Source organism: Saccharothrix sp. ST-888 (assembly GCF_000955975.1).
Lineage (GTDB): Bacteria > Actinomycetota > Actinomycetes > Streptomycetales > Streptomycetaceae > Kitasatospora.
This window is the reverse complement of record NZ_JYJF01000031.1, coordinates 1-26,740: the sequence shown is the minus strand read 5'-3', so window position 1 is coordinate 26,740 and position 26,740 is coordinate 1. Positions and strand designations below refer to the sequence as shown.

Below are 26,740 nucleotides of genomic sequence, written 5' to 3'. Positions count from 1 at the left end.
TGCCGCCGGCGCCTCGCCCTGGTGCACGTCGACCTCGGGACGCAGAAGCGCCGTGCGGAGGGGGCGGGCCGCGGTCGAGCCCGGTGCGGAAGGTCCACCACGACCTCACCGTCACCGGGCCCTCGAACGTGGCCGCATTCCTGACTGGGACGATCGAGCTGGTCCGGGCCTGCGCGCCCGGCCGCCGCCCCGCAGGGGCGGCCGTCGCCGGGAGGCGTCAGCCGACGGTCAACGGGATGGGCCCGGCCAGCACCGAGTAGCCGTCGTTGGCCAGGTAGTACACGTCGTACCTGCCTGCGCCGTTCAGCCTGCTCGTGGAGAACGTGACCGCGCCGCTCTGGTTCGGCGTGTAGGCCCAGGTCAGCGCGGACTTCGCGCCCGGGGTCACGCCTGCCGGGTAGATGCCGACCCAGTTCTTCGCGCTGACCTGCGATGTGTTCGGCAGGGCGTAGCGGAAGGTGACGTTGCCGCCGTTCGCCACCGCGTTGAGGCCGCCGGTCAGCGTCGGCCCGGTCGCCGTGGCCGGTGCGAAGGCGGCGTTGAGCGGCGTGGCGTAGGTGTCGTTGGCGGTCAGCCCCGGCAGGCCGAGGGCCGACTCGATGGTGCGGCCGATGCCGTAGTGGTCGTAGTGCAGCGGGCTGCTGGTCCCGGCAGGCACGGTGCCCTGCGAGCCGAGGACGACGGTCGCGAGGTGGTTGTACCCCTCGCTCTCGCTCTCGTCCCAGGTCAGGACGATCAGCGAGCGCTGCTGGGTCCACGCGGGGGAGGACAGCACCGGGGCGAGGGTCTGCCTCAGCCAGCCGTCCTGCACCTGGAGGCTGGTGGCGCTGCCGTTGCCGGAGGCCTCGCCGTCGTAGTAGTCGTCGGCCGCGATCCAGGAGAAGTTCGGGGTGGTGGCCGCCGACCGGAGGTCGGTGGTCAGCTGGGTGGTGTCGAACAGGTGCGCCGCGCAGCGGGCCGCGTTGCCGCTGATGCCGGTGTAGTTGATGAACGGCGCGTCGTCCGGCTCGTACTTGGCGTCGTACTGGGTGGTGGTGTTGCAGGGCGTGCCCATGCCCTGCTCGTAAGCCTTCCAGGACTTGCCGGCCGCCTCGATCGAGTCACCGAGGTTGCGCTGGGGGGAGTTGATGTTGGGCCAGTAGGTGGCGCCGGTGGTGTAGGTGTCGCCGCCGGCGATGGCGAGGTAGTTCTCGTCGCTCGGGTGGTAGACGCCGTGGGAGTCGGTGAGGGTGGCGCCCTGGGACATCAGGCTGTGGATGAACGGGGTGTCCGCCGGGTCGTTCATGATCTGGGAGTAGTCGGTGTTCTCCATCATGACCGTGAACACGTGGTCGTAGCCCGGCACGCTGGAGGCGGGCGGGGTCAGCGGTGCCGGAGCAGCGACCGGGGTGTTGAGGGTGAGGGAGAGGTTGTCCAGGTAGCCGGCCTCGTGCGAGGTCGACAGGAACTGCACCTCGACCTGGACCGACCGCGTCCCGGCCGGGACGGAACCGGTGGCGCTGCGGGAGAGGAACTCGGTCGTCAGGTTCCGGTCGGTCGCGGAGACGGTCGGCAGCTTGGCCGTCGCGCCGACCGGGTGGCCGTTCGCGTCCCTGAAGTGCAGGCTGACAGCGGCGTAGCCGCTGTAGACGGTCCAGCCGCCCAGCCAGCCGGAGAGGTCGTAGCTCACCCCGCCGCCGTCGATCGCCGCAGCCGCCGAGGAGACGTCGACGGTCTGCGTCATCGCGCCGTCCCCGAAGTTGCCGGGCCCGAAGAACGCCTTGCCGGGCGCCTTGCCGTCGTTCGGCAGGCCGACGGAACCGGCCGTGTGGCACATGACGTTGATACCGCCGGCCTCGACCGTCCAACCGGGGACGGTGGTGGCCGCGCCCCAGTCATTGGTGCAGAAGCCGCCGGCCTCCGCATCGCCGTTGACGATCAGGTTGCCGCTGCTCCCCGCCGCCTGGGCGGGGGCGGGGGCGCCGACGACCAGCGCGCCGAGGAGGGGGAGGGCGGTGAGCAGCCCGCCGAGGGGGCTCCAGCGCAGTCGCATAGGGGTACCTCGTCCCGTTGGTGAGGGTGACTGCCATGGCTGTGCGCCATGAACGGGACATAGGTACCGGGCCGTGCTGTCCGGCGGAAGAACGCCGATCGAACTTGACCAGACAAGTTCGGGCCCGCGCCACACGTGGGCGGCGGAGACGGGAACCCCCGGACGGCACAAGTGAGCAAGTGACGAGAGAGCACCGGTCATGCAGGCCGTTGCGGTGGCCCGACCAGGCGCAAGGTGTCGGGTCGACGGTGAGCAGGTATCACGTGGGACAGCGAGGGAGCTCCTGGTACGGCGCCGCCAGGCCGTCGGTGAGAGTCTCACGCCGATCCGCGGTAGTGGGCGGGCTTCGCGTCGCTGACAGTTCGCTTGCTTGAGCTGCGCTCCTTCGGTGCGCGACGTTGCGGCGACCGGGCCGTCTCCGGTGTCACCCGGAGGTGCAGTGCGGCGAGCAGCAGGCAGAACGCGGCCATTGCGGACCACAGCGCGGTCGTCCCCGCGCGGGCGAGCAACTGGGTGCCGAGGACGGGCGCGAGCGTCGCGGCGACGCCCCAGCTGGTACCGAAGACGGCGAGGTAGCGGCCGCTTGCGCCGGGTGGCGCGAGGTCGGTGACGAGCGCGTAGACGCGCCCTATGACCAGCAGGTCGCCGAGACTCGACACGGCGGCCGCGGCGAGCAGCTCCGGCAGGGTGCGGGCGAGGGCGTAGCCGCTCAGCCCTGCGGCCAGGAGGAGATGGGCGAGGGCGAGCGCGACGGGCGTGGTGAGCCGGGTCGCCCGGCGCAGCTGGACCAGCGGCTGGGCGAGCACGGTGGTGGCCGCGGCGGCGGTGAACAGCAGTCCGGCGTCGGCGGCGGGCAGTCCCTGCCGTGCGAGTGCGAGGGGCAGGGTCATCACGGTCTGCTGGTTGATCAGGGCGTAGGCGGTTCCGGTGGCCAGGACGTTCAGCAGGGCTCGGTCCCGCAGGGGTCGTACGACGGTGCCGTCCTGGTCCGCCCCGGGCGGTGCCGGACGGTCGTGGGGGAGGGCCAGCCGGATGAGCAGCGCGCAGAGCAGGCACGTCGCGGCGTCGGTGACGAAGAGCCAGCGCAGGTCCCAGCGGCCGAGGAGGGCGGCGAGCAGCCCGGCGCCCATGCCGCCTGCCGCGAGCGCGGCGCTGAACAGGCTGAACGCGCGCACCCGTTGCCGCTCCGGTACGGACTCGCCGATGATCGCCTGGCTCGGGGGCTCGTAGAGCTCGAAGGCCAGTCCGAGCAGCACCGCTCCGGTGACCGCCCAGGTGAGCGAGGCGGAGGCGGCGATCGCCAGCTGGGCGCCGGCGCAGCCGCAGAGTCCGAGGACGATGGTCGTGCGTCGGCCGATCCGGTCGGCCAGGTGTCCCCCGGCCAGCCGCGAGGGGATCGTCGCGAGCCCGAAGGCGGCGCTGACCAGTCCGGCGGTGGTCAGGCTCGCGCCGTGGTCGGTGCTGATCAGTGCGGTGAGAAAGGGCAGTGAGAAGGCCCCGAGTCGGTTGACGACCCGGGCGAGCAGCAGCAGGCGGACGGTGCGGGGTAGCGGTTCGGAGCGCGGCACGACGCCTCCCATCACTGGTGAATCGTCTAATGTCAGTGATGGACACCGTAGGCAGCCGAAAGGTAACTGGTCAAGTGTTGTTCGACAGTCACATGCGTACCCTGCTCGATGCCGCGGTGGCGCTCGTCAACGCGCTGACCGACGGTGAGGCGCGCGGCCGTCACTACCTCGCCCCTGAAGGCGCCGAGCGGGTCGGCGCGGTCCGCGCGGCGCTCTCCGCCGGGGCGGGCCTGGGACTCGACGAGGCCGACCGGTTGGCCGACACCGCCCGCGCCCTGCGTACCGTGTTCGAGGCCGTGGCCGCCGACCGCATCGACGACGCGGCCCCCGCCCTCAACGCGCTGCTGCGCCGGACCGGCGCCCGCCCCCAGCTCGACCGGGCCCCCGGGGAGCCGTGGCAGGTCCACTTCCACGGCGCCGACGACTCCTACGCCGTCGGCTGGAGCGCCGGCTGCGCCACCGGCCTCGCCATGGCCCTCGGCGGCGACTATGCCGGACGCCTCGGGGTCTGCGCGGCCCCGCGCTGCGACCGGGTCTACGTGGACACCTCCCGCAACGCCGGCCGCCAGTTCTGCTCGACGGCCTGCCAGAACCGGGTCAAGGCAGCGGCGTTCCGTGCGCGGCGCACGAGCGACGAGGCGTGAGCCTCAGTCCCCGCCGTCCGTGGCCGGGCGCTCCAGTGCGAGTGCCCGATCACGGCCGCCGTCATGCCGAACGACTGCGCGGCCGGGTGCCGGCGAGGGGGACCCGCCTCGCGCAGCACCCGTTCGCGCAGTGCGTCTGCGGTCCGCGGATCGGCGGCGGCGAGCACGGGGTCGGGTGGCCGTACCTGCTTCAGCGCGAGTGCAGGTCGGCCTGTGCGGGGATGCCGTCGAGGAAGCCGCCCGACTGGTGCTGCCAGAGCTTCGCGTAGGCGCCCTGAGACGCGAGCAACTCCTCGTGTGTGCCCTGCTCGATGATCCGTCCGCGGTCGAGGACGATGAGCCGGTCCATCGTGGCGACCGTGCTCAGCCGGTGTGCCACCACGAGCGCCGTCCGCCCCTCCATGAGCCGCCACAGCGCCTCCTGGACGAGGAGCTCGCTCTCCGAGTCCAGGGCGCTGGTCGCCTCGTCGAGCAGCAGGATGGGCGCGTCGCGCAGAATCGCCCGGGCGAGGGCGACCCGCTGCCGCTGTCCACCGGACAGCTTGACACCGCGCTCGCCCACCATGGTGTCGAAGCCGTGCGGCAGCGTGTCGGTGAACTCCGTGACGTGCGCCGCGTCGGCGGCGCGGCGGATCTCGGCGTCGGTGGCGTCCGGCCGGGCGAACGCGATGTTGTCCCGCAGCGTCCGGTGGAACATCGCCGGGTCCTGCGGCACGTAGGCGATCAGGCTGCGCAGGTCGGCCTGGCGCATCCGGCTGATGTCCTGACCCCCGATCAGGATCCGGCCGGCGTCGATATCCGTCATCCGCAGCAGTAACCGAGTGAGGGTGGTCTTTCCGCCGCCGGACCGGCCGACCAGACCGAACTTCGCCCCGCCGGGCACTGCGAGGTCGAGGCCCCGGAAGATCGGATCCGCGCCTGCGTGGGCGAAGTTCACCTGCTCGAAGCGGATGTCCGCGCCTCGGCGCAGCAGCGGTTCCGGCGATGCGGGGTCGACCACGGTGGGCGGCGTCAGCAGCAGCTCGGTGAACTGCGCGGCCTCCGTGAGCGAGCTCTCCAGCCGACGGTAGATCTGGTTGAACTCGAACATGATCCGCGTCGCGTTGGTGTAGTACGTGAAGGCGACCACCACCGCCTCTACGCCGTGCCTGCCTCCGCCGAGCATCACCGCGAGCAGCAGGCCGAGCGCATTGGTGAGCACCGACATCGGCGCGACCAGCGTGTCGATGCGCAGATTGCCGTAGTCCCAGGAACGCAGGGTGAGTCGGCGCGACTCCGCGACGCGGGACCGGTGCTCGGTCGCCTCGCCCTCCTCGGCCGCGAACGCCCGGACGGTGTCCATGTTCATCAGGCTGTCGGCGACGTGACCGGACACCCGGGCGATCGCCTCCTCGCGCTGGTCGACCAGCGCCTGGCGGCGGCGGATGAGCGGCGCCACGCACAGTGTCGTCAGCACGATCATCGCCAGCAGCCCGATCACGAGGAGCGGTTCGTAGTGCCACAGCACCACCGAGCCGAAGATCAGCGGCACCAAGCTGCCCACGACCGAGAACGTCAGCGTGTCGACGAACTCCTCGAAGCGGGAGGCGAAGCTCAGCACCCGTTTGGTCAGCGAGCCGGCGAAGTTGTCGTGGAAGAACGCCGCATCCCTGGCGAACAGCTCGTCCATGCCGATCACGTACAGGTGTTCGATGCCGAGGGCGTCAAGGCGGTTCAGGCAGTGCAGGCCGACGCGCCACAGTGCCTCCCCGGCCAGCAGCGCGCCGGCGAAACCCAGGACGTACGGCACCATCGAGCCGGAGCCGGTACCGGCATGGCCGGCGATCCGGCCGACGAGCTTCGCCACGGCCAGCGGCGCGAGATAGCCGATGCCGATGTTGCCCAACGCCGGCAGCAGCATGCCGGGCACCGTCAGGCGCGGAAGCCGGACCAGCTCCCGTCCGTAGTAGCGAAGTGCGAGGAGCACCGGCCGCCTGCCCGGCTCTCCCTGGAGTGATTCGGACGATCCCATCCCGACCCCGTTGTGTCGTGCGGCAGCCCATCACCTGCCTCTCTCAACAACTTGTGACGATACGTCAGCAGGCAAGCAGAGAAGCGGTATCCGCAGTCTCCCGCGAGAGCGCCGGAGGAGTCCAAGCGTTTTTATCCGGTTGACGCCGGTCCGTCCCCGGCAGCCGTACGCCGCCACGGAGGGGGCCAGGCGGCGGCTCGCCGGACCGGGCGCCCGGCCTGCGTTGTACGGGGTGGCCTGCCGCGAGCCCCGCACCTGCCGGACGCAACGGCCATTGGCGCGGCGCACAGTTGTGGACGTGGACGTGGACGTGGACGTGGACGTGGACGTGGACGTGGACGTCGAACGGCGCTCGGCCGGCGGGCGGCCTTGGGGACGCGTCCAGGTCCTGGTGGTGGTGCCGATCAGTCTCGTCGTGGTGCTCGCGGCGACGGTTCTCCAGTCGCCCGGCCGGGGCCGGGGCTGTGAACGTCGACCTGCTGGCGGGGGAAGTCCCAACGCTTGGCGTGCGGGTGGAAGTTGTGGACGTGTCGCGGGTCGTTCATCAGATCGCCGTACTGTCCCGTGCCCGGAGCGCCGCGTGGAAAACCGGTGGCCCCGCGTTCGCGCGGGCGGGCAGGATGGTCCGCATGTTCCAGTACGCCATCGCCGAGTTCCCCGCAGTCGCGGGTGCGATGGCTGCTGCCCCGGCAGTCGCAGCCGCCTTCGACGGCGCACGAAGCTGACCTTCCCCGGGCCGTCCCCGGGATCTCAACCGGGGGAGGTCGGCGGGAAGCTGAGGTCCCGTCAGCAAGCTGACGACTACCGGAGAGAATCATGGCCAAGCAGGCCTTCGTGCGGACCAAGCCGCACCTCAACATCGGCACCATGGGTCACGTCGACCACGGCAAGACCACCCTCACCGCTGCCATCACCAAGGTGCTGGCCGAGCGCGGCGGTGGCTCGTTCGTCCCGTTCGACCGGATCGACCGGGCGCCGGAGGAGGCCGCCCGCGGCATCACCATCAACATCGCGCACGTCGAGTACGAGACGGCCACCCGGCACTACGCGCACGTGGACATGCCCGGCCACGCCGACTTCGTGAAGAACATGATCACCGGCGTGGCGCAGCTGGACGGCGCGATCCTGGTCGTCTCGGCCCAGGACGGCGTCATGCCGCAGACCGCCGAGCACGTGCTGCTCGCTCGTCAGGTCGGCGTCGAGCACGTGGTGGTGGCGTTGAACAAGGCCGACACCGGTGACCCGGAGCTGCTGGAGCTGGTCGAGCTGGAGGTGCGCGAACTGCTCGGCGCACACGGGTACGACGGCGCGGGGCTGCCGGTCGTCCGGGTCTCGGGGCTGCGCGCGCTGGAGGGTGACCCGCACTGGTCGGCGGCGCTGCTGCAACTGCTGGACGCGGTGGACGAGTACGTCCCCACACCGGTCCGGTACACCGACGCGCCGTTCCTGCTGCCGATCGAGAACGTGCTGACCATCACCGGGCGCGGCACGGTGGTGACCGGCGCGGTCGAGCGCGGCCAGGTGCGCCTCGGCGACCGGGTGCAGGTGCTCGGCTACGACGCGGGCGTGCACTCCGTGGTGACGGGCGTGGAGACCTTCGGCCGGACGATGGAGTCCGCCGAGGCCGGCGACAACGTCGCTCTGCTGCTGCGTGGCGTGCAGCGCGGCCAGGTCCGGCGCGGCCAGGTGGTCACGGCGGTCGGCAGCGCCTCGGTGCACACGGCCTTCACCGCGCGGCTGCACCTGCTGTCGACGGCCGAGGGTGGCCGCCGTACGCCGATCGGCAGCGGCTATCGCCCGCAGTTCTACCTGCGCACGGGCGACGTGGTCGGTGAGGTCCAGCTGCCCGAGGGTGTCAGCGTGGCGCTCCCGGGTGAGACCCTCGAGGCGGCCGTGACGCTCGGCCAGCCCTTCCCGCTGGAGCCCGGCCTCGGGTTCGCCGTCCGCGAGGGCGGCCGGACGGTCGCGGCGGGCACGATCCGGACCATCCTCGGCTGAATCCGGCGATTGCTGCGCGGCCGGTCAGCGTGACAACACGCTGGCCGGCCGCGCAGTTCGAGACGCCGTCGAGGGCGACCACCGCCGCCAGGCGGTGGTCGAAGGCCGCCGCCCTGGGGGCGAGGAGGCCGCCCATGCTGTTGCCGAGCAGGGCGACCCGGTGGCTGGACACCTCGGGCAGCTTCATGGCGAAGTCCAGCACCGGACCCACCACGTTCTCCCAGCCGGGGCGGAAGACCAGGCCCTCGCGGTGCAGCGGTCCCGGCTGACCGGGCCGTCGAAAGCGAGCACGGTATAGCCGCGTTCGACGCCGGCCATCGCTCCGAAGAAGTGCATCTCCTCCGCGGTGCCGTCGAAGCCGTTGTGCATGACCACGGTGGGACGGGGCTCCCCGGAGGTGTCGGCCCGGTAGAGGTAGCCGGGCAATGTGGTGCCCTCGTACGGGATCTGGACCGGCTCTATCCGGGGGCTGAAGAGGGCTGCCGCTGATCGGAAGCACTGCACGGAGCGCTCGTAGGCGTGCTCGTGTCGGGGGTCGCACGGGTGTCCGTGCAGGAAGAACTCGGCCGACCGGTAGTAGTTCGAGGCCCGAAGGAAGCCGTCCCGGGCGCTCACCGGGTGGCCCGCGGGCCGCCCGCCGCCCGCCAGGGCCGGTAGGCCGCGTATGACAGTCGACGGAGATGCCGGCCGCATGGGTGTGTCGTGCGGCGGGGCGGTGTTCGGCGGTGACTCCGGGGACCCGGTTGTGAGCGGTGCGTCCCCGACCGGTTGTGACCCGCGAGCTCGCGTTCCGGCAGCCGGTTCGGGGAAGAAGTCGGGTGGCGACAGGTTATCGAGTGCTGCCGCGGAGGGCCGATGCGCTGGGACGGACGGGTCGCGAACGCGTTACTCGCCCTGCTGAGCCGTGACTGGCTGGGGCTGCCGGTCGCGCTGCTGGTGGCGGGGGCGGGCGGCGCTCTCCTGGGGCTGAACGCGGCGTGGGCCGTGGCGCTCGGTGGTGTCGTGCTGGCTGTCGGTGTGGCGCTGTTGGCAGGGGCTGTGCGTCACCTGTTACTGGTGACCCGCGAGGCGGGCGCGCACCCGCCGCCCGGGCGGCTGGTCGACGTGGGCGGCCATCGGATGCACGTCCTGGCCGCAGGGGAGTCAGCGGGTGGTCCGACGGTCGTATGGATGCCCGGGGGACACGCCCCCGGTGACGAGTTCCGGCAGCTGCACACGTTGCTTGCGGCGCGTACCCGCTCCGTCCTGGTCGACCGGCTCGGCGCGGGCTGGAGTGATGTCGGACCGTTCCCGCGGACGACGGCGGCTGAGGCCGAGGAGCTGCTGGCCGCGCTGGAGGGCGCGGGGGAGCGCGGCCCGTTCCTGCTGGTCGGCCACTCCTTCGGCGGGTTGCTGGTCGCGAACGCGGCGCGGCGGCGGCCCGACCTGGTGGCCGGACTCGTGCTGCTGGACCCGACGCCGCCGGAGGTGATCGCTTTCGCGCCGCGCAACGCGTTGGTCGCGGGGATGCGCCGGAAGCAACTGCTGGCGGCGGTGCGGCACCTGTTCGGTGCACACCGCGGCAGTGGCGGCCGGACCGGCGCGGACTGCGCCGCCGCGTCGATCTTCGCCGAGCTCTCCCCGGCCGGCCTGGCGAGGGTGGGGTGGGAGACCGTGGTCTATGACGGGGACCTCGGAGACCTGCCGCTGCTCCTGGTCACCCCCCGGGACCTCACGGGTGGCGAGACGGTCCTGGACGCGGCCCGGGACGCGGCCGAGGCCGAGCGGATACGACGCTTCTACCTCCGCACCAGAACCCGCTACCTGGCGACGTCGACCGCGTCGCGGGTGATCCACACACCGGAGGGCACCGGCCACAACTTCCCGCAGGAAGTACCCGAGTTCGTGGTCGGCGCGGTGTGGGACCTGGCGCGGGAGCTCGGTGCGGAGTGCCGTTGACCGGCGGCCCGCGGCGGTCAGCCCATGACCGTGCCGGAGCCCCCGCCGACCGGGCGCAGGCGGGAGAAGGCGCCGAGGTCGACGGCGTTCCCGGTGAGTTCGCAGCGGTACCGGAGCGGTTCGCGGTCGTGGTCGTGGCCGGCCTCGACCCGGTCGACCAGGGCCGCGAGGAAGCGGCCCACCAGCGGGGCGTTCTTGAACTGGTTGCCACTCGTGCCCATGGCGACGTAGTAGCCGTCGAGCGCGGTGCGATCGTAGATCGGGGTCCAGTCGTCGGCGACGTCGTACACGCCCGCGATGCCGGTGGGCCGGTTGGGGACGGTGAGTCCGGGGAAGCGGCGGGCCGCCCTGGTCACCTGGGTGCGGAAGCCGTGGACGGTCGGATGGGGGCGGGCCTCGTCCGGATCGTCGATCCACTCAAGCGGGTCACAGGCCGGCTGGGTGCCGCCGACGAGGAGGTGGCCGCCGAGGTCCGGCCGCAGGTAGGTGCCGAGGTCGAGGTCGGCGACCACCGGGCCGAGGTCCGGGTCGGTGCCGTAACCGCTCGGTGCGGTGACCTGGTGGACCTCCTGGCGGAGCGGTCGCACGCCGATGGTGAACTCGCCGCCGACGCCCGCCAGCCGGTTGAGGCCGCCCGACCACGGACCGGCGGCGTTGACGACGACCGGGGCGGCGATCCTCGTGCCGTCGGCGAGCCGGATGCCCGCCACCCGGTCGGCGCGCCGGTCGACACCGACCACGGTGTGGTGGAACCGGAACCGTGCGCCCAGCTCGCCCGCCGCGTCCGCCAGGTTCTGCGCGGCGAGCTGTGGGTCGTCGACGAATCCCGCGTCGGGGGTGAACAGTGCGCCGAGCTCGCCGGCGGGACCGGTGAAGAACGCCTCGTCGTCCACCGGCCCGGGCGGCCCGTAGCGACCGGGGTCGATCCCGGGGAGGTGCCTGCGGAGCGTCGCGGCATCCCACCGCTCGTACGGGACGCCGACGCGGTCGAACAGGGCGGTGACGTTCCCCGGCGCAGGGCTGGGGGCGTCGAGCAGCACGGCTCCGGTGCGCCGGAAGGCCGCGAGCGGGCGGTTCCCGCCGAGCCGCAGGTGATCCGGCCAGGATGCCCAGAGGTGGTGGGCCTCCCACGCCGTGGCGACGCCGTCGAAGGTGGAGTAGTTGAACCGGATGATCGCGCTGGACGCACTGGTGGAGCCGTGGCCGGCGGCCCCGGCCTTGTCCACGACGACGACCTGCCGCCCGGTGCGCGCGAGTTCGAGGGCGACGGCGGCGCCGATCACGCCGGCGCCGACCACCACCGCGTCCGGTCGGCCGACGGTCATGACGACCTCTCCTCGGGCTGTGCGGTACCGGGCGGCTGCGGGTGCAGGCTGGGCACGGAGGCGAGCAGTGTCCGGGTGTAGGGGTGCCGCGGGTCGCGCAGCAGGGCCTCGGTCGGGGCCGTCTCGACGATCCGGCCGCGGCGCATCACGGCCACCGTGTCGGAGACGTGGTAGACCGCGGGCAGGTTGTGTCCGATGAACAGCATGGACAGGCCCAGCTGGCGCTGCAGCCGGCGGATCGTGTTGAGGACGGACGCCTGAACCGAGACGTCGAGCGCCGAGGTGATCTCGTCGGCGATCAGGAGACCGGGCTCGACGGCCAGGGCACGCGCGATGGCCACGCGCTGGCGCTGTCCGCCCGACAGCTGCCGGGGCAGTCGGTCGGCGAGGCGCTGGTCCAGCTCGACGAGGTCGAGCAGGTCGGCGACGCGCTGTGCGCGGGTACGCCGGTCGAGGCGTCGGAAGGCGGTGGCCGCTTCGGCGAGCGTCTGGCGGGCCGTCATCCGGGGGTCCAGCGCGGTGTCCGGGTCCTGGAAGACGACCTGGACCCGGCGGCCCAGCCGGCGCCGCGCGCGGACGGTGCGGGCGCCGTACTCCTGGCCGTCGAGCAGGACCCGGCCCCCGTGCACCGGCACGAGCCCGACGATCGCGCGCGCCAGAGTCGACTTCCCCGAGCCGGACTCGCCCACCAGCCCGACCGTGGTGCCGGGCGGGACCTCCAGCGAGACCCGGTCCACCGCCGTGACCGGGCCGCGCGGTCCGTGGTGGCGGACGGTGACTCCGCAGAGCCGCAGGCCGGTCATGACGGGACCGCCGACGGTGGCAGCGGGTGCCAGCAGGCGACCCGGTGGCCCGCGTCGAGGCCGGTCAGCGGCGGGACCTCGGCGGCGCAGCGGTGCTGCCGGTGTGCGCAGCGCGGCTCGAACGGGCAGCCGGGCGCGGGCGCGAGCGGGTCGGGTGACGCGCCCGGCACGGTCCGCAGCGGGCGACTGCGGTCCCCGGTGAGGTCCGGCACCGACTCCACCAGCGCCCGGGTGTACGGGTGGCGGGTGGCGGTGGCCAGCCGGTCCGCGGGGAGGCTCTCGACGACCGTCCCCGCGTACATCACCAGGACGCGCTCGCACAGTCCGGCCACCAGGGCGATGTCGTGGCTGATGAACAGGACCGCGGCACAGGTGTCCCGGCGGATGTCGGCGAGCAGCTCGGTGATCTGCCGCTGCACCGTGACGTCGAGCGCCGTGGTGGGCTCGTCGGCGATGATCAGGGCCGGACGGACCATCAGGCCGGACGCGATCATCACGCGCTGCCGCTGGCCGCCGGACAGCTGGTGCGGACGGGACCGCAGGACCGCCGGTGGCAGGGCGACCCGGTGCAGGGTGGCCGTGGCCTGCTCGACCGCCTCCGCGCGCCGCGCGCCGCGGTGCGCCCGGACGGCTTCGGTGAGCTGGGTGCCGACCCGGAGCGAGGGGTTGAGCGCGGACGCCGGGCTCTGGAAGACCATCGCCAGCGCGGTGGCGAGGTGGCGGTGGCGGTCCTTCGGCGTCATGGCGGCGAGGTCGGCGCCGAGCAGGTGGAGCGTTCGCCGGCTCACCCGGGCGTGCTCCGGCAGGAGGTCGGCGACGGCGAGTGCGGTGAGGGACTTCCCTGAGCCGGACTCGCCGACGAGTCCGACGATCTCGCCGGCCCGCAGGGAGAGGTCGACGCCGCGGACGGGCCGGATCACGCCGTCCGGGGTGGGCAGTTCGACGGTCAGGTCCTCGACCTGGAGCACCAGCTCGTCGTCGGCCGGCCCGCTCCGCGCGGCCGGTCGTCCGGCGGGCCGCGCCGGGCGGCCCCGCCGGGCGGCGCCTTTGGCCAGGACCTCGCCGAGGAGCTGGAACGTCAGGGCCGCGTAGAGGATCGCCAGGGCCGGCGCGAGGGCGGGCAGCGGCTGTGCGTAGATGCGGTCCAGCCCCTGGTTGAGAAGCTGTCCCCAGTCGAAGGCGGGGGGCTGCACGCCGAGCCCGAGGAAGCTGAGGCCGGAGAGGGCCACCAGCGCGGTGCCCGCCGCCGTGGTGGTGCTCAGCACCAGCGGCTCGGCGATGTTGGGCAGGACGTGCCGCCGGAGCAGGCGGTTCCGGCGCAGGCCGAGGACGCGGGCCGCGGCCAGGTGGTCGGTTCCCGCGACCCCGGCGGCGAGCGTCTGGGCGAGCCGGGCGAAGCCGGGGACGCTCGCGACGGCGAGTGCGAGCAGCGCCCCGTCGGCGCCCGCGCCGAACACGACCGCGAGGAAGAGCGCGACCAGCAGGGCGGGGAAGGCGAGCAGGAGGTTGATCAGCGCGGCGAGCCCGCGGCGGGCGCGGGGGCCGACGACGGCGGTGGATGACCCGAGGAGGACACCCGCGGTCGCGCCGAGCAGCGTCGCGGCGAGCGCGAGCAGCAGGGAGGAGCGGGTGCCGGCCAGTACGCGGGCGAGCAGGTCCCGTCCGAGGTTGTCGGTGCCGAACGGGTGTGCGGCGGACGGGCCTTGGAGGACCGCCGAGAGGTCGGGACGGTCCGCCGCGGTACCCCAGACGAGCGGGCCGGCGACCGCGAGCAGGATCAGGGAGGCCAGCATCGTCGCCGCGACCCAGGCCATGGGCGAGCGAAGCCGACCGGTGGGAGGGGACATCGGCTGCTCACATCTCCCGGATCGCCGAGCGAGGGTCGAGCAGTGCAAGCAGCATGTCGACGAGGAGGCCGGCGAGCAGCACCGTGCTGCCCGTGATCAGCACCGTCGCCTGGACCACCGGGTAGTCCTGCGCGACCACGGACTGTGCCATCGCGGACCCGATGCCGGGCCAGGCGAACACTTTCTCGACCAGCACCGTGCCGGCGATCATGGCGGGCAGCAGGCTTCCGGCCACGGTGAGCGAGGCGGTCGCCATGTTCGGCGCCGCGTGCCGGAGGTAGAGCCGCGCGGGGGGCAGCCGTTTGCTGCGGGCGGTTCGCATGTAGTCCTCGGACAGCACCTTCAGCGCCTCGACGCGGACGATTCGGACCAGGACGGCCGTGGGTGCGAGGGCCAGCGCGATCACGGGCAGGACGAAGGACCCGGCCCCCGCCGTGCCCGCCACGGGGAGCAGCGGCAGGGCGACGGCCAGGAGCGCGGTCAGCCCCGAGGCCGCGACGAAGTCCGGCACGCCGGCCAGTCCGGCGGTCAGCGCGGTGAACGCCAGCTCGGCGTGCGGACGCCGCCCGTCACGGGTGTGGACGGCGGCGAGCAGCCCGCCGGGCAGGGCGACGGCGAGGGTGAGCAGGAAGGCGAGGAGCGCGATCTCCAGGGTGGCCGGAAACCTGGTGCGGACCAGTTCTGCGACCGGTGCCCCGGTGACCAGCGAGGTCCCCAGGTCGCCCTGCAGGAGGCCGTCCAGGTAGTGCCGGAACTGGGTCGGGAAGGGCTGGTCGAGGCCGAGCTGGTGCCGGCGGGCGGCCACCAGGGCGGGCGCGGCGTCGACGCCCAGTGCGGCGCGCACCGGGTCACCGGGGACCAGGCGGATCATCGCGAAGGAGGCGGTGAGCACGATCCCCAGGGAGAGGGCCAGCCGGGCCGCGCGGCGGACCCAGAACGCGGTCCACGGACGGTGGCGCAGCCACTGCGGGACGGACAACTCGCCCCCCTTTCACCGGTGCAGGCGGATACTGGTGGGGATGACCGCGCCGCCGAAGCCTGTGGCGAAGGCGGTGCGACAGCCGTAGACGGTGCTGTGTCCATCCGCGATCGGCAGGGCGTCGGCCGAGCGGAACAGGGCGGCGGCGGCACGGTTCCAGGTGTCGCAGCCGGCGGTGTCGGTCTCCTGGAGCGCCTGGGCGACGAGGGCGTCGTACTCGGGGTTGGCGACGCCCGCGAAGTTCAGGCCCTGGGCGGGGGGCGGTCCGGAGAAGAACGGGATGAAGCCGACCGGGAGTGCGAACCCCGGCGTGCTGCCGATCACGACGTCGAAGTCCCCGGTCTGGTACATCGCGTTCACGAGGGCGGGCAGGCTCTCGCTGACGAGCCGGACGTCCGCGCCGAGCGCGGTCCAGGTCCTGGCCATCAGCTCGGCCACGGAGGGCAGTGTCGGACCGAGCTCGGAGCTGGTGATCAGCCGCAGCCGCAGCGGCCGGCCGTCCTTGGCCAGCCGGCCCTCGGCGGTCCTCGTCCACCCGTCGGCGCGCAGCGCGTCGGCGGCGTCCTGGGCGGGCAGGTTGGCGGCGGCGAGGTCGGCGTGGCAGAGGGTGCCCGCCGCGCCGAAGTCGGCGGCCGGCCGGCCGGTGCCGCCGACGGCGACGTTGGCGAGTCCCCGGCGGTCCAGGGCTGCCACCAGGGCCCGGCGCACCGCCGGGTCGCCGAGCTGGCGGCCGGGGCGCTGGTTGAAGAAGGTGAGTCCGACCACGGTCGCCGCGTCGGCGGCGGTCAGGCCGTGGCCGGTGAGCCGGGCACGGTCCGGTCCGTGCACCGTCGCGATGTTGACGCCCCCGGTGAGCAGCAGGTTCGCGGCGGTCGAGTCCTGCGGCAGCACGGAGATGACGATCCGTGCGGGCTGGCCGGGCGTCGCGGTCGTCGCCCCGTCCGGGCCCCAGGTGTAGCCCTCGCGCACCGCGAACTCGTACGGTCCGCCGGCGGCGTAGCGGGTCAGGACGTACGGGCCGGTGCCGGCGGTGGTCCGGTCCAGCGACTGTGGCCGGTCCAGGCCGGCCGGGCAGACGATGGGCAGCAGGCCGAGGGTGCGGGTGAGGAACGGGTAGGGGGCGGTGGTGGTCGCCGACACCGTGCCGGCGGTGTCGTCGGCGGTCGCGGTGAACGGGACACTGGGCAGGATCGTGCGGGCCCCGGCGAGTTGGTTGGCCGGGTCGCCCGCGTAGGTCAGCGCGCGGGCCACCGCGGAGGCGGTCAGGGCCGTGCCGTCGGAACAGGTCACCCCCCGGCGGAGGGTGAACGTGGCCGTGGTGGTGGTGGCCTGCCAGGACGTTGCCAGGCCGGAGACCAGCGCGCCGTCGGCGGTGACGTTGACGAGCGAGTCGTAGGCGTAGCGGGCCGGTCCGGCGCCGAAGGCCGAGTACGGGTTGAAGCTCGGTGTCTCGCTGGGCACCGCGATTCTGACGGTCCCGTGGTCCACGACGGGCGTGGCCGTCGAGGAGCGGGCGCCGCCGCCGCATCCGGCCAGCGCGACGGCCACGGCGGTGAGGGCGGCCGCCGGTGGGACGGGCAGGGGACGACGGGGCATGGCCACATGGTGCCACCGGGTGCACCGGTCGAGCGTCAACGTCCTTGGGCGGCAGGTGGTTTCGGTCGCACGCCGGAGGACCCGAGCGGGCGCCGCCTCGCTGGCTCTCCGTCCGTCGGGCCGGGGGTGGGAGGCAGTGGGCGCAGTTCACCCGTCCGGGGGACATCGCCGGTGAGACTGTGCTCCGCCCGGTCCTCCGGCCGCGCCGGATGCCCACACTGGTCCGTATGAGGACGGATGAACCTGGCCGCGAGATCGGCCGTCTGGCGGCCTGCTACTGGGAGTTCCTGCTGGAGCGCGACCCGATGCTGCGACTGCGGCAGGGGTTGCCGGTCGAGACCCTGCCAGGGGCGTCGGCGGACGAGGCCGAGGAGCGGGCGCGATTCGCGGCGGGTGTGCTGGAGCGTCTCCGGGCACTCGACGGCGCGGAGCCGGCCGGTGCCGACGCCGACACCGCGGCGTTCGTCGAGGCGCTGGCCGAGCAGGAGGTGCGCGCCCGCAGCTGCTACTGGCTGACGCCCGCCGCCACGCCGTACCGGCTGTTCCCGCTGTCGCTGTACGGCGACGCGGTCCTCGGCGCTTTCCGGTTCACCGAACGAGGCGACGGCGAGCGGTACGTGGGCCTGGTGCGCGAACTCGCCGGGGTGGTCGGCACGATCGGGGACAAGGTGGTCGGGCAGGCGGCGCGCGGCTTCCGCATCCAGGCGCCGGCCCTGGCCGGGGCGCGCACCACGGTCGCCGGCCTGCGGGACTCCCTGGCACGGCGGGTGGAGGTCGAGGACGGCAGGCTCGACCGGCTCGGGCCGGTGGTGCGCGGGCGGGTGCGGGAGGGCGTCGGACGGCTGGTAGAGCGCGAGTTGGTCCCGGCGTTCGACCGCCTGCTCGCCGTGCTCGACGATCCCTCGTACCTGCGCGCCGCTCCGGAGGCCGTCGGCTGGGCCCGGTACGAGGGCGGAGAGGAGGCCTACCGGGAGTTCGTCCGGATCCACACCGCGGATGACGTCGTGCCCGAGCGACTGCACGAGGTCGGCCTCGTCCACTGCCGCGAGTTGGCCGAGCGGATGCGCGCGGTCCGCGCGGTCCTCGGATTCCGGGGCACCGAGGGCGAGTTCCACGACCGTCTGAGGGCCGAGCCCCGTCTGCACGCCGGGACGCCCGAGGAGGTGGAGGCCCGCTACCGCCACCACCTCGACCGCCTGGCCCCGCTGCTCCCGCGGTGGTTCGCGGCCCTCCCGGCCGCCCCGTACGGTCTGGCGCGGCTGGACCCGGCGTTGGAGGCCGGGATGACCTTCGGGTACTACGAGCAGCCCACCGCGACCGACCCGGTGGGGCGTTACCGGTACAACGGCTCGGACCTCGCGCAGCGGTCGCTGCTCGGCGCCGCCTCCCTGATCTACCACGAGCTGGCGCCCGGACATCACTTCCACCTTGCCCGGCAGGCGGAGAACGAGGCGCTGCCGGAGCTGCGGCGGGAGGTGGCGCCGTTCGACGCGTTCAACGAGGGCTGGGCCGAGTACGCGGCCGGGCTCGGCTGGGAGATGGGACTCTACGACGGCCCGTGGGACGCGTACGGCCGCCTCGCCCAGGAGCGGTTCACCGCGCAGCGCCTCGTCGTCGACACCGGGCTCAACCTCGGCACGATGACCCTGGACCAGGCGCGGGCCTTCATGTGGGCCCACTCGACCGAATCGGACGGGCAGATCGCCTCCGATCTGCTGCGCTACTCGACCGACCTGCCCGGACAGGCACTGACCTATCGGGCCGGCTACCTGGAGTTCGACGAACTGCGCGCCCGGACCGCGGCGCGGCAGGGGAGGGACTTCGACGTTCGCGCCTTCCATGACGTGCTGCTGGGCGGTGGCGGGTTGCCGTTCCCGGCCCTGCGACGGCGGGTGGTGCGTGAACTCTTCAGGGAATAGGAAGAAATGCACGAGCGAGGGCACTCAGACGGGTGAACCCCGAGAGGCGGTTTGGCCTCGACCGACATTCCTGGTTTAGCGTGTTCGGAAGCGGGCGGTGGGTCTCACGGCTTCTGGGAGTTTTGGGCAGGTCGAGCCGTCCGCCGAATGGTTCGGGAGAAGAATTCCCAGCCGGAGACCTTGTCAGTTCTTCGGGGGATTCCCCCAGTATGCCTGTCATATACCTGTATCGAGAGGATGGAGAACCATGCCGCCCGTCGTTCCGCCCTTCCTGATCGGCCTCGTCGTTGCCCCCGTGGCCAAGCGTCTTCTCAAGCCGCTGGTGCGAGGCGTTGTCAAGACGTCCGTGGGGCTGGTGCTTGAGGTGAAGAAAGCGGCCCACGAGGCCGGAGAGAACATTCACGACCTCGCGGCCGAGGTGGCCGCCGAGATGGTGGCCGCTCAGATCGTCTCCGGAGACACCCTCACGCGAACCGACGTGACCAGGGGTGCCGACAGCGATCTCGCGCGCGGCGAGAAGAGCGAGGCCTCCAGCCGGTCCGAGGGGGAGAACCGGACCTCCAAGATCCGCGCGACCGCAGGCACGGGCGCAGGCGCGGGCCCCGGCAAGGTGCAGTGAGTCGGGCGGGTCCGTAGCCCGTTCCGCGTGGGCGCGTGTTTCCCCGTGCGCCCACGCGGCAGCCGTCGCCGGGGAATTTCGCCGCTCGACCTCTTCAGGTTCAGAATTCCAGATCCGTCGCAGCGCTCCGTCGCGCCCACTGGCGCGATATTGCGACCTCGAATAACAGGTGATCGTACACATGCCAGCTCTGTTGGGTGCCGAATCCGGGTACGGCTCCATGGATGTGGACGTACGTCCACGCTCGGTCATTCCAGGTCGGCAGCGCTGGGACGTCAGACTGGTCCTCGGACGGCCGCAGGCCGCCGAAGTCCTCGTGGCGGCCCTGCGGCGGGTTCCCGGCATCACGGGGGCGCAGGCCAACCCGATCACCGGTGGGGTGCTCATCCGCCACGACGTACGCGTCCGCGCCGGCGACGTCGGCGGGCTCCTCCGCCGAGCCGTCGCCGTGCTCACGCGGGCCGGCGTCGGCGGGAGAACCCGTGTGGTCGCCGATGCCGGCCGGCCGGCATCGGCGACCACGTCCGAGGCACCCGCGCCGGACGCGGACCGCGTCGGCATCCGCCCCGTGCTCGCCGTCGCAGGCGGGGTGGCGGCCGGACTGGCGCTCGTCCGCCGTTCGGCGTTCAGCAAGAGCCTGGTGGCCCTGGGGGTCGTGGCGACGGCGACCACGGTGGTCGTCCGGCGGGCCTGGAGCAGAACGGTCGACGAGGCCCGGGAGTCGGCCGGGCCGGAAGCCGCCCGCCACCCGCTGCTGGAGATCGTCGGCCCGCACCGCCGACGGTTCTACCGCGCCTCGGCGCTGTCGGTCGCCTGCCAGGTCTCGGAGCTGGCGCTCGGCACGTTCCTCGGCTGGAGCGCGCTGGTGCTCATCAAGGGGCAGGCCGCGCCGCTGGTCCGGCTCGGGCTGACCACCGCGTCCGCCCAACTCTGGGGCCTGGCAGGGCTGGTGGCCGCCGCCTGTGCCGCGGTGGCGGGCCTCTCGTACACCTCGAACCTCCAGTGGCGCCGGCTCGGCCAGGACATCCAGCACGACTGGCGCAACCGGACGTACGCGCACGTGCAGCACCTGGAACTGCGGCATCTGGAGGGCGAGCGGACGACCAGGGTCGCCGGCGCTCTGACGGAGGACGTCGGCCAGCTGGGCACCTTCTTCGCCACCTCCGCGAACGACGTGCTGCAACTGGGCACCAGCCTGCTCGTCCTGGTGCCGGCGTTCCTGCTGCTGGCGCCGCAGATCGCCTGGATCGCGTTCCTGCCCATCCCGGTCATCGCCTGGCTGTCGCTCCACTACCAGGACAAGGCCGCGGCCGACTACGCCGTCTCCGGCGAGGACCGGGCCCGGCTGCACAGCCAGCTGGTCAACACCCTGGAGGCGAGCGCCACCGTCAAGAGTTTCTGCACCGAGGAGTACGAGGCGGAGCGCATCGACCGGCTGAGCGAGGCGGCGCAGGAGAGCAGCCAGCGGACCGACCGGAGCGCGATCGGGCACGCGGAGATCGTCCGGGTCTGTACGACCACCTCGATGGCCGGCACCCTGCTGCTCGGCGGACGCTCGGTGCTGACCGGCGCCCTGCCGTTCGAGGTGTTCAGCCCGCTGATCGGGCTGCCCCAGATGGTGCTGATGCGGATGAACCGGCTCGGCGGCATCGTCGACCAGTACCAGCGGACGCTGGCCGCCTACGACCGTGTCCAGCGGTTGCGCGCCCTCCCCGTGGAGACCGACGGCACCGGCGGCCCGCTCGACGCCGACAAGGCGTGCGGGGAGATCGTGCTCGACGAGGTGACCTTCGCCTACCCCGACCGGCCGCCGGTGCTGGACAACCTGTCGCTGACCATCCCCGCCGGGCAGGTCACCGCCATCGTCGGCGCCACCGGCTCCGGCAAGACGACGATCGCCAAGCTGCTGATGCGCTTCCAGGACGCGGAGTTCGGCAGCGTGCTGCTCGACGGCCGGGACCTGCGAGACCTCTCGCGCCGGGACCTCCGCCACGCGATCGGATTCGTCTCCCAGGACCCGTTCCTCTTCGACGGCACCATCGCCGAGAACATCCGGTACGGCACCTTCGCGGCTCCGGACGACGCCGTGGTCGAGGCCGCCACGACGGCCGAGGCGCACACCTTCATCGCGACGCTGCCGGACCGCTACGACACGGTGATCGGCGAACGCGGCGCGGCGCTCTCGGGCGGCCAGCGGCAGCGGATCGCTCTGGCGCGGGCGATCCTCAAGAACTCACCGGTCGTGATCCTCGATGAGGCCACCTCCGCCGTGGACAACGAGACCGAGGCCGCCATCCAGCGCGCACTGCGCGGCTTCGCGGCCGACCGGACCATGGTCATCATCGCCCACCGGCTGTCCACGGTCCGCCACGCCGACCGGATCTACGTCATGGACAAGGGGGGCGTCGTGGCCGAGCAGGGTACCCACGACGAACTGCTCGCCCAGCACGGACTCTACGCATCCCTCTGGCAGCTCCAGGCCGGCGACCTCGCCGCCTGACCGCGGACCGCACGCCCCGCGCGCCGACCGCGTGACCACGCCGCGGTCGGCGCGCCCCCGCGCGTCCCGCGACCACGCCTGCCCACAATCCTGGAGGTACTCCCATGTCCCGTCGCGTCGGCGACGCCCTTCCCCTGACGGTGGCTCAGCGCGAGATCTGGCTCGCCGAGCAGCGTTCCCGGACGGCGATTCCGGCCTACCGCCTCGGCGAGTACCTGGAGATCCACGGGCCGCTCGACGCGGAACTGTTCGTGACCGCGCTGCGCCGGGTGGTCGGTGAGGTCGACGCGCTGCACGTCGGCTTCGTCGAGGACGGGGAGGGTCCGCGCCAGGTCGTCCGCGGGGCAGGGGACTGGGAACCGGCCCGGCTCGACCTCAGCGCGGAGCCCGAACCGCGTGCGGCGGCCCTGGAGTGGATGGGCCGGGACCGGACGCGTCCGCTGGACCTCGCCCGTGATCCGCTGTTCAGCCACGCGCTGATCACGCTCTCGCCGGCGCACCACCTCTGGTACCAGGGCTACCACCACCTGGTGATGGACGGGTTCGGCTACTCCCTCGTCCGGCAGCGGGTCGCGCAGACGTACACGGCGCTGGCCGAGGGCCACCCGGTGCCGCCGTCCGAGTTCCGTTCGCTGGACGACCTGGTCGGGAGCGACGCCGAGTACCGCGCCTCGGCCCGGTTCACCGAGGACCGGTCGTACTGGATGGAACGCTTCGCCGACCGGCCGGCCCCGACCCGGTTCCCGGGCCGGGCGCTCGGCGACCCGGGCGGCACACTCCGATCGTCCGCGGAATCGGCCGTGCTCCGCCCGGACGCGTTGCGAGCAGCGGCCGGGCGGGCCGGAGTCCGCTGGTCCCGCCTGCTGATCGCCGCGACAGTGCTCTACGTGCACCGCCTGACCGGTGATCGGGACGTGGTCATCGGTCTGCCCGTCACCGGACGCGAGTCGGCCGACACCGCCCTGATGGCGACGCCCGGCGCGGTGTCGAACGTGGTGCTCCTGCGGCTGTCGGTGCGGCCGGACCTGCCGTGGCAGGACCTCGTCACCCAGGTGACCCGGGAGGTCGACGCCGCCCTCGCGCACCAGCGTTACCGCAGCGAGGACCTGCTCCGGGACCTCGGCCTCCCCGGCGTCATCGGGTCGGCGTTCCCACTCATCGTCAACATCATGGCCTTCGTCGCGCCGCCGGGCTTCGCCGGGCAGCCCGCGACCGTGCACCACCTGGACACCGGGGCGACCACCGGGCTGGCCGTCTGGGCGCTGGGGCACCGGGGCGGTGGCGACCTGAAGATCAAACTCCACGGTTCGCCCGAGACCTTCGGCGACGACGACCTCGCCGCCCACCGCCAGCGCCTGCTCGCGCTGCTGGAGACCCTCGCGGACTGCGACCCGCAGGAGCCGATCGGCCGGATCGGCCTGCTCGCCGCCGACGAGTACCGGGAGCTGCTGGCCATGGGCACCGGCCCGGTGGCCGAGGTCCCCGCCGCGCAGCTGCCCGAGCTGTTCGCGGCGCAGGCCGGTGCGACACCGGACGCGGTCGCACTGGTGTGTGGGGACGTGTCGCTGTCGTACGCGGAGTTGGATGCGCGGGCGAACCGGCTGGCTCACGCCCTGATCGCCCGGGGCGCGGGCCCGGAGCGGCTGGTGGCGCTGGCCCTGCCCCGGTCGGCCGACCTCGTGGTGGCGATCCTCGCGGTGCTGAAGGCCGGGGCGGCCTGGCTGCCGGTCGACCCGGAGTACCCCGCCGCCCGGATCGCCCATCTGCTCGGCGACGCCCGGCCGACGCTGCTGGTGACCGACGCCCGTACCCGGGACCGGCTGCCCGAGGCCGGCCCCGCCGACCGGCTGGTGCTCGACGATCCGGAGACGGCCGCGCTGGTGGCGGGTCACCCGCCGGTGGACCCCGCGGTCACCGTGCACCCCGGCCACCCGGCACAGGTCGTCCACACCTCCGGTTCCACCGGTCGGCCCAAGGGCGTGGTGACGACCCACGGCGGCCTGCGGAACCTGTTCGCCAACCAGCGGCCGGTGCTGTTCCCGGCGCCGCCCGGGCAGCGGATGCGGGTGGCGTTGACCACCTCGGTGTCCTTCGACGCCGCGTGGGACCAGCTCTTCGCCCTCTTCGCGGGCCACGAGCTCCACGTCCTGGACCACGTGACCTGGACCGACCCGGACGCCTTCGTCGACTACGCCAGGCGCTGCCGGCTTGACTACGTCGGCGCCACCCCCTCCTACCTCCAAGTCCTCCTCGGACACGGTCTGTTGAGCGACCCGCAGCGGCGCCCGGCGGTGGTCGCGGCGGGTGGCGAGGCCGTCCCGGAACAGCTGTGGGAACAGCTGCGGGCCGCCGACGGGGTGCACGTCCTCAACCTCTACGGACCGTCCGAATGCACCGTCAACTCGGTGATCGCGCCGCTGGGGTCGAGCCCGTGCCCGGTGATCGGCCGGCCGGTCGCGGGCGCCCGGGTGTACGTGCTCGACGGCGCACTGCGGCCGCAGCCGGCCGGGGCGTCGGGCGAGCTCTACATCTCCGGCGCGGGGCCGGCCCGCGGCTACCTGAACCGGCCCGCTCTGACGGCGGGGCGGTTCGTGGCCGATCCGTACGGGCCGGCCGGATCGCGCATGTACCGTACCGGCGACCTGGTGCGCTGGGGCTCGGACGGCAACCTGGAGTTCCTCGGACGGACCGACGACCAGGTCAAGATCCGGGGCTTCCGGGTCGAACCCGGCGAGATCGAGGCCGTGCTCGCGGAGCACCCCGAGGTCGCACAGGCCGCCGTGGTGGTGCGCACCGGGGAGGACCGACTGGTCGCCTACGTGGTGCCGGCGCCCGGCGCCGCACCGACGGGCGCCGTGCTCCGCGGCCACCTGCGGGAGCGGCTGCCCGAGCAGATGGTGCCGGCCGCGTACGTGACGCTGGACGAACTGCCGCTGACCCCGAACGGGAAGCTCGACCGGCGTGCCCTCCCGGCGCCCGACCGGCAGTCGTCCGCCCCGGGCCGCGCACCGCGCACGGCGACGGAGCACCTGCTCGCCGGATTGTTCGCCGAGGTGCTCGGCGTGTCCGAGCCCGGGCTGGACGACAGCTTCTTCGACCTGGGCGGGCACTCGCTGCTGGCCACCCGGCTGGTCGCCCGGGCCCGTTCGGTCCTGGGTGTGGAGCTGACCCTGCGCGACCTGTTCGACGCGCCGACGGTGGCGGCCCTGGCGGCGGCGGTGGACGGCGCGGGCCGGGCGCGGTCGGCGCTGACGCGGCGTCGGCGGCCCGAGGCGGTACCGCTGTCCTTCGCCCAGCGCCGGCTGTGGTTCCTGCACCGCATGGAGGGCCCGAGCGCCACCTACAACGTGCCACTGGCGCTGCGGCTGTCGGGGGACCTGGACCGGCAGGCGCTGGAGGCGGCCCTGGCCGACGTGGTCGAGCGGCACGAGAGCCTGCGCACGGTCTTCCCGGCGGTCGACGGAGTGCCCTGCCAGCGGGTGGTGGACGCGGTGGAGGCCCACCCCGGGCTGCGGGTGACCGAGGTCGGCCGGGAGGAGCTGCCGGACCGGCTGGCCGAGGCCGCCCGGCGCGGCTTCGAACTCGCGGTGGAACCGCCGCTGCGCGCCGACCTGTTCGCCGTGGGCGCCGACGAGCACGTGCTGCTGCTGGTGGTGCACCACATCGCCGGTGACGGCTGGTCGATGAGCCCGCTCTCGCGGGACCTGACCACCGCCTACGCGGCCCGGTGCGCGGGGGCCGCGCCGCAGTGGGCGCCGCTGCCGGTCCAGTACGCCGACTACACCCTCTGGCAGCGGGAGCTGCTCGGCGACGCGGCGGACCAGGACAGCTTGCTGAGCAGCCAACTCACCTACTGGTCGAAGCAGTTGGCCGGTCTTCCGGAGCAGGTCGAGCTGCCCTTCGACCGGCCCCGGCCGGCGGCGGTGTCGTTCCGGGGCACGCAGGTGCCGGTGCGCATCGACGCCGAACTGCACCAGGGCCTGCGTGCGCTCGCCCGCGACGGCGGTGCAAGTCTGTTCATGGTGCTCCAGGCCGGGCTGGCGGCGCTGCTGGGCAAGCTCGGCGCCGGCACCGACGTCCCGATCGGCACCCCGATCGCCGGGCGCACCGACGAGGCCGTCGACGACCTGGTCGGCTTCTTCGTCAACACCCTGGTACTGCGCACCGATCTTTCGGGCGACCCGTCGTTCGGCGAACTGCTCGGCCGGGTGCGCACCAGCGCCCTGGCCGCGTACGCGCACCAGGACCTGCCCTTCGAGCACCTGGTGGAGGTGCTGAATCCGGCCCGGTCGCTGGCGCACCACCCGTTGTTCCAGACCATGCTGACCCTGCAGAACGCGCCGACGGGCGAGTTCGACCTGTCGGGGCTGCGGGTGACGACCGACCTGGTCCACACCGGCACGGCCAAGTGCGACCTGACCTTCATCCTGGCCGAACAGCCGGGCGAGGACGGGCTGTCGGGTGTGGTGGAGTACAGCGCCGACCTGTTCGACGCGGCCACCGTGGCGGGGATCGTCGAGCGGTGGCTGCGGCTGCTGCGGGCCGTGGTCGCCGACCCCGGCCGGTCGGTCGGCCAGGTGGACGTGCTGTCCGCCGACGAGCTCCGGACACTGCTGCCGGCGGCGGACCCCGGCCGAAGCGGGGGCGCCCCGGAGAGCAGCCTGAGCGCGCTCTTCGAGCGGCAGGTGCGGGCAGACCCGGACGCGGTCGCGGTGGTGAGCGGGGATGTCGCGCTGACCTACGGCGAGTTGAATGCCCGGGCGAACCGGCTCGCGCACGCCCTGATCGCCAGGGGGGTGGGTCCGGAGCAGCGGGTGGCGCTGGCGCTGCCGCGTTCGGCCGAGCTGGTGGTGGCCGTCCTGGCGGTGCTCAAGGCCGGGGCGGCGTACGTTCCCGTGGACCCGCGCTACCCGGCGGCCCGGATCGCGTACCTGCTCCAGGACTCCGGGCCCGCCCTGCTG

General features: G+C 73.2%; 17 protein-coding genes. 8 read left to right on the top strand and 9 right to left on the bottom strand.

Features of this window, described 5'->3' with window-relative positions:
• Positions 1–217: 217 nt before the first annotated feature.
• Positions 218–2,032, bottom strand: coding sequence for an alkaline phosphatase family protein (locus UK12_RS13050; RefSeq protein WP_045303074.1), 1,815 nt, complete (start codon positions 2,030–2,032; stop codon positions 218–220).
• A gap of 317 nt (positions 2,033–2,349) precedes the next feature.
• Positions 2,350–3,600 (bottom strand): MFS transporter, encoded by a 1,251-nt coding sequence (locus UK12_RS13045; protein ID WP_197084808.1) that lies wholly within the window; start codon positions 3,598–3,600, stop codon positions 2,350–2,352.
• A 92-nt stretch (positions 3,601–3,692) separates the two neighbouring features.
• Here UK12_RS13045 and UK12_RS43220 point away from each other — a divergent pair, with 92 nt between their 5' ends.
• Positions 3,693–4,244, top strand: coding sequence for a CGNR zinc finger domain-containing protein (locus UK12_RS43220; protein WP_045303072.1), 552 nt, complete (start codon positions 3,693–3,695; stop codon positions 4,242–4,244).
• Between the two features lie 190 nt (positions 4,245–4,434).
• On the opposite strand, the gene UK12_RS13035 is transcribed toward UK12_RS43220, so the two are convergent.
• A complete protein-coding gene (locus UK12_RS13035) occupies positions 4,435–6,210 on the bottom strand; it encodes an ABC transporter ATP-binding protein (protein WP_045303071.1) in 1,776 nt (591 codons plus the stop codon).
• 509 nt (positions 6,211–6,719) lie between these two features.
• On the opposite strand from UK12_RS13035, the gene UK12_RS13030 reads away from it, so the two are divergent.
• Positions 6,720–6,980, top strand: coding sequence for a hypothetical protein (locus UK12_RS13030; RefSeq protein ID WP_045303070.1), 261 nt, complete (start codon positions 6,720–6,722; stop codon positions 6,978–6,980).
• A gap of 91 nt (positions 6,981–7,071) precedes the next feature.
• A complete protein-coding gene (gene tuf / locus UK12_RS13025) occupies positions 7,072–8,253 on the top strand; it encodes an elongation factor Tu (RefSeq protein WP_045303069.1) in 1,182 nt (393 codons plus the stop codon).
• Between the two features lie 183 nt (positions 8,254–8,436).
• Here the strand turns inward: tuf and UK12_RS13020 are convergent, their stop codons facing one another.
• Positions 8,437–8,868: an alpha/beta hydrolase family protein gene (locus UK12_RS13020; protein WP_197084807.1), complete on the bottom strand. Its 432-nt coding sequence runs from the start codon at positions 8,866–8,868 to the stop codon at positions 8,437–8,439.
• Positions 8,869–9,108: 240 nt separating this feature from the next.
• Here UK12_RS13020 and UK12_RS13015 point away from each other — a divergent pair, with 240 nt between their 5' ends.
• Complete coding sequence (locus UK12_RS13015; protein ID WP_045303068.1) at positions 9,109–10,191, top strand: alpha/beta fold hydrolase; 1,083 nt, start codon at positions 9,109–9,111, stop codon at positions 10,189–10,191.
• A 17-nt stretch (positions 10,192–10,208) separates the two neighbouring features.
• Here UK12_RS13015 and UK12_RS13010 read toward each other — a convergent pair whose 3' ends face one another.
• The 5 genes from UK12_RS13010 to UK12_RS12990 are packed head-to-tail and all read right to left on the bottom strand — an operon-like array spanning position 10,209 to position 16,741.
• Positions 10,209–11,516, bottom strand: a complete 1,308-nt coding sequence (locus UK12_RS13010) for an NAD(P)/FAD-dependent oxidoreductase (RefSeq protein WP_045303067.1) — start codon at positions 11,514–11,516, stop codon at positions 10,209–10,211.
• Positions 11,513–12,319 (bottom strand): ABC transporter ATP-binding protein, encoded by an 807-nt coding sequence (locus tag UK12_RS13005; RefSeq protein ID WP_045303066.1) that lies wholly within the window; start codon positions 12,317–12,319, stop codon positions 11,513–11,515. Before UK12_RS13005 ends, UK12_RS13010 begins: the two co-directional genes overlap by 4 nt.
• Entirely contained in the window at positions 12,316–14,133 is a 1,818-nt protein-coding gene (locus UK12_RS13000; RefSeq protein WP_045303065.1) for a dipeptide/oligopeptide/nickel ABC transporter permease/ATP-binding protein, read from the bottom strand. The genes UK12_RS13005 and UK12_RS13000 overlap by 4 nt, the downstream gene beginning before the upstream one ends.
• 40 nt (positions 14,134–14,173) lie before the next feature.
• A complete protein-coding gene (locus UK12_RS12995) occupies positions 14,174–15,145 on the bottom strand; it encodes an ABC transporter permease (protein WP_045303064.1) in 972 nt (323 codons plus the stop codon).
• A 12-nt stretch (positions 15,146–15,157) separates the two neighbouring features.
• Positions 15,158–16,741 (bottom strand): ABC transporter substrate-binding protein, encoded by a 1,584-nt coding sequence (locus UK12_RS12990; protein ID WP_045303094.1) that lies wholly within the window; start codon positions 16,739–16,741, stop codon positions 15,158–15,160.
• Positions 16,742–16,968: 227 nt separating this feature from the next.
• On the opposite strand from UK12_RS12990, the gene UK12_RS12985 reads away from it, so the two are divergent.
• The 4 genes from UK12_RS12985 to UK12_RS12970 all read left to right on the top strand — a co-directional run.
• Positions 16,969–18,660, top strand: a complete 1,692-nt coding sequence (locus UK12_RS12985; RefSeq protein ID WP_052681842.1) for a DUF885 domain-containing protein — start codon at positions 16,969–16,971, stop codon at positions 18,658–18,660.
• A 247-nt stretch (positions 18,661–18,907) separates the two neighbouring features.
• Positions 18,908–19,279 carry a DUF5132 domain-containing protein gene (locus UK12_RS12980; RefSeq protein ID WP_045303063.1) on the top strand — a complete coding sequence of 124 codons (372 nt, stop codon included), beginning with the start codon at positions 18,908–18,910 and terminating at the stop codon, positions 19,277–19,279.
• Positions 19,280–19,460: 181 nt separating this feature from the next.
• The gene (locus tag UK12_RS12975; RefSeq protein WP_231591179.1) at positions 19,461–21,779 is read left to right on the top strand and encodes an ABC transporter ATP-binding protein/permease; all 2,319 of its coding nucleotides are present in this window, start codon (positions 19,461–19,463) and stop codon (positions 21,777–21,779) included.
• A gap of 104 nt (positions 21,780–21,883) precedes the next feature.
• On the top strand, positions 21,884–26,740 hold a 4,857-nt coding region (locus UK12_RS12970), incomplete at its 3' end, for a non-ribosomal peptide synthetase (protein WP_045303061.1).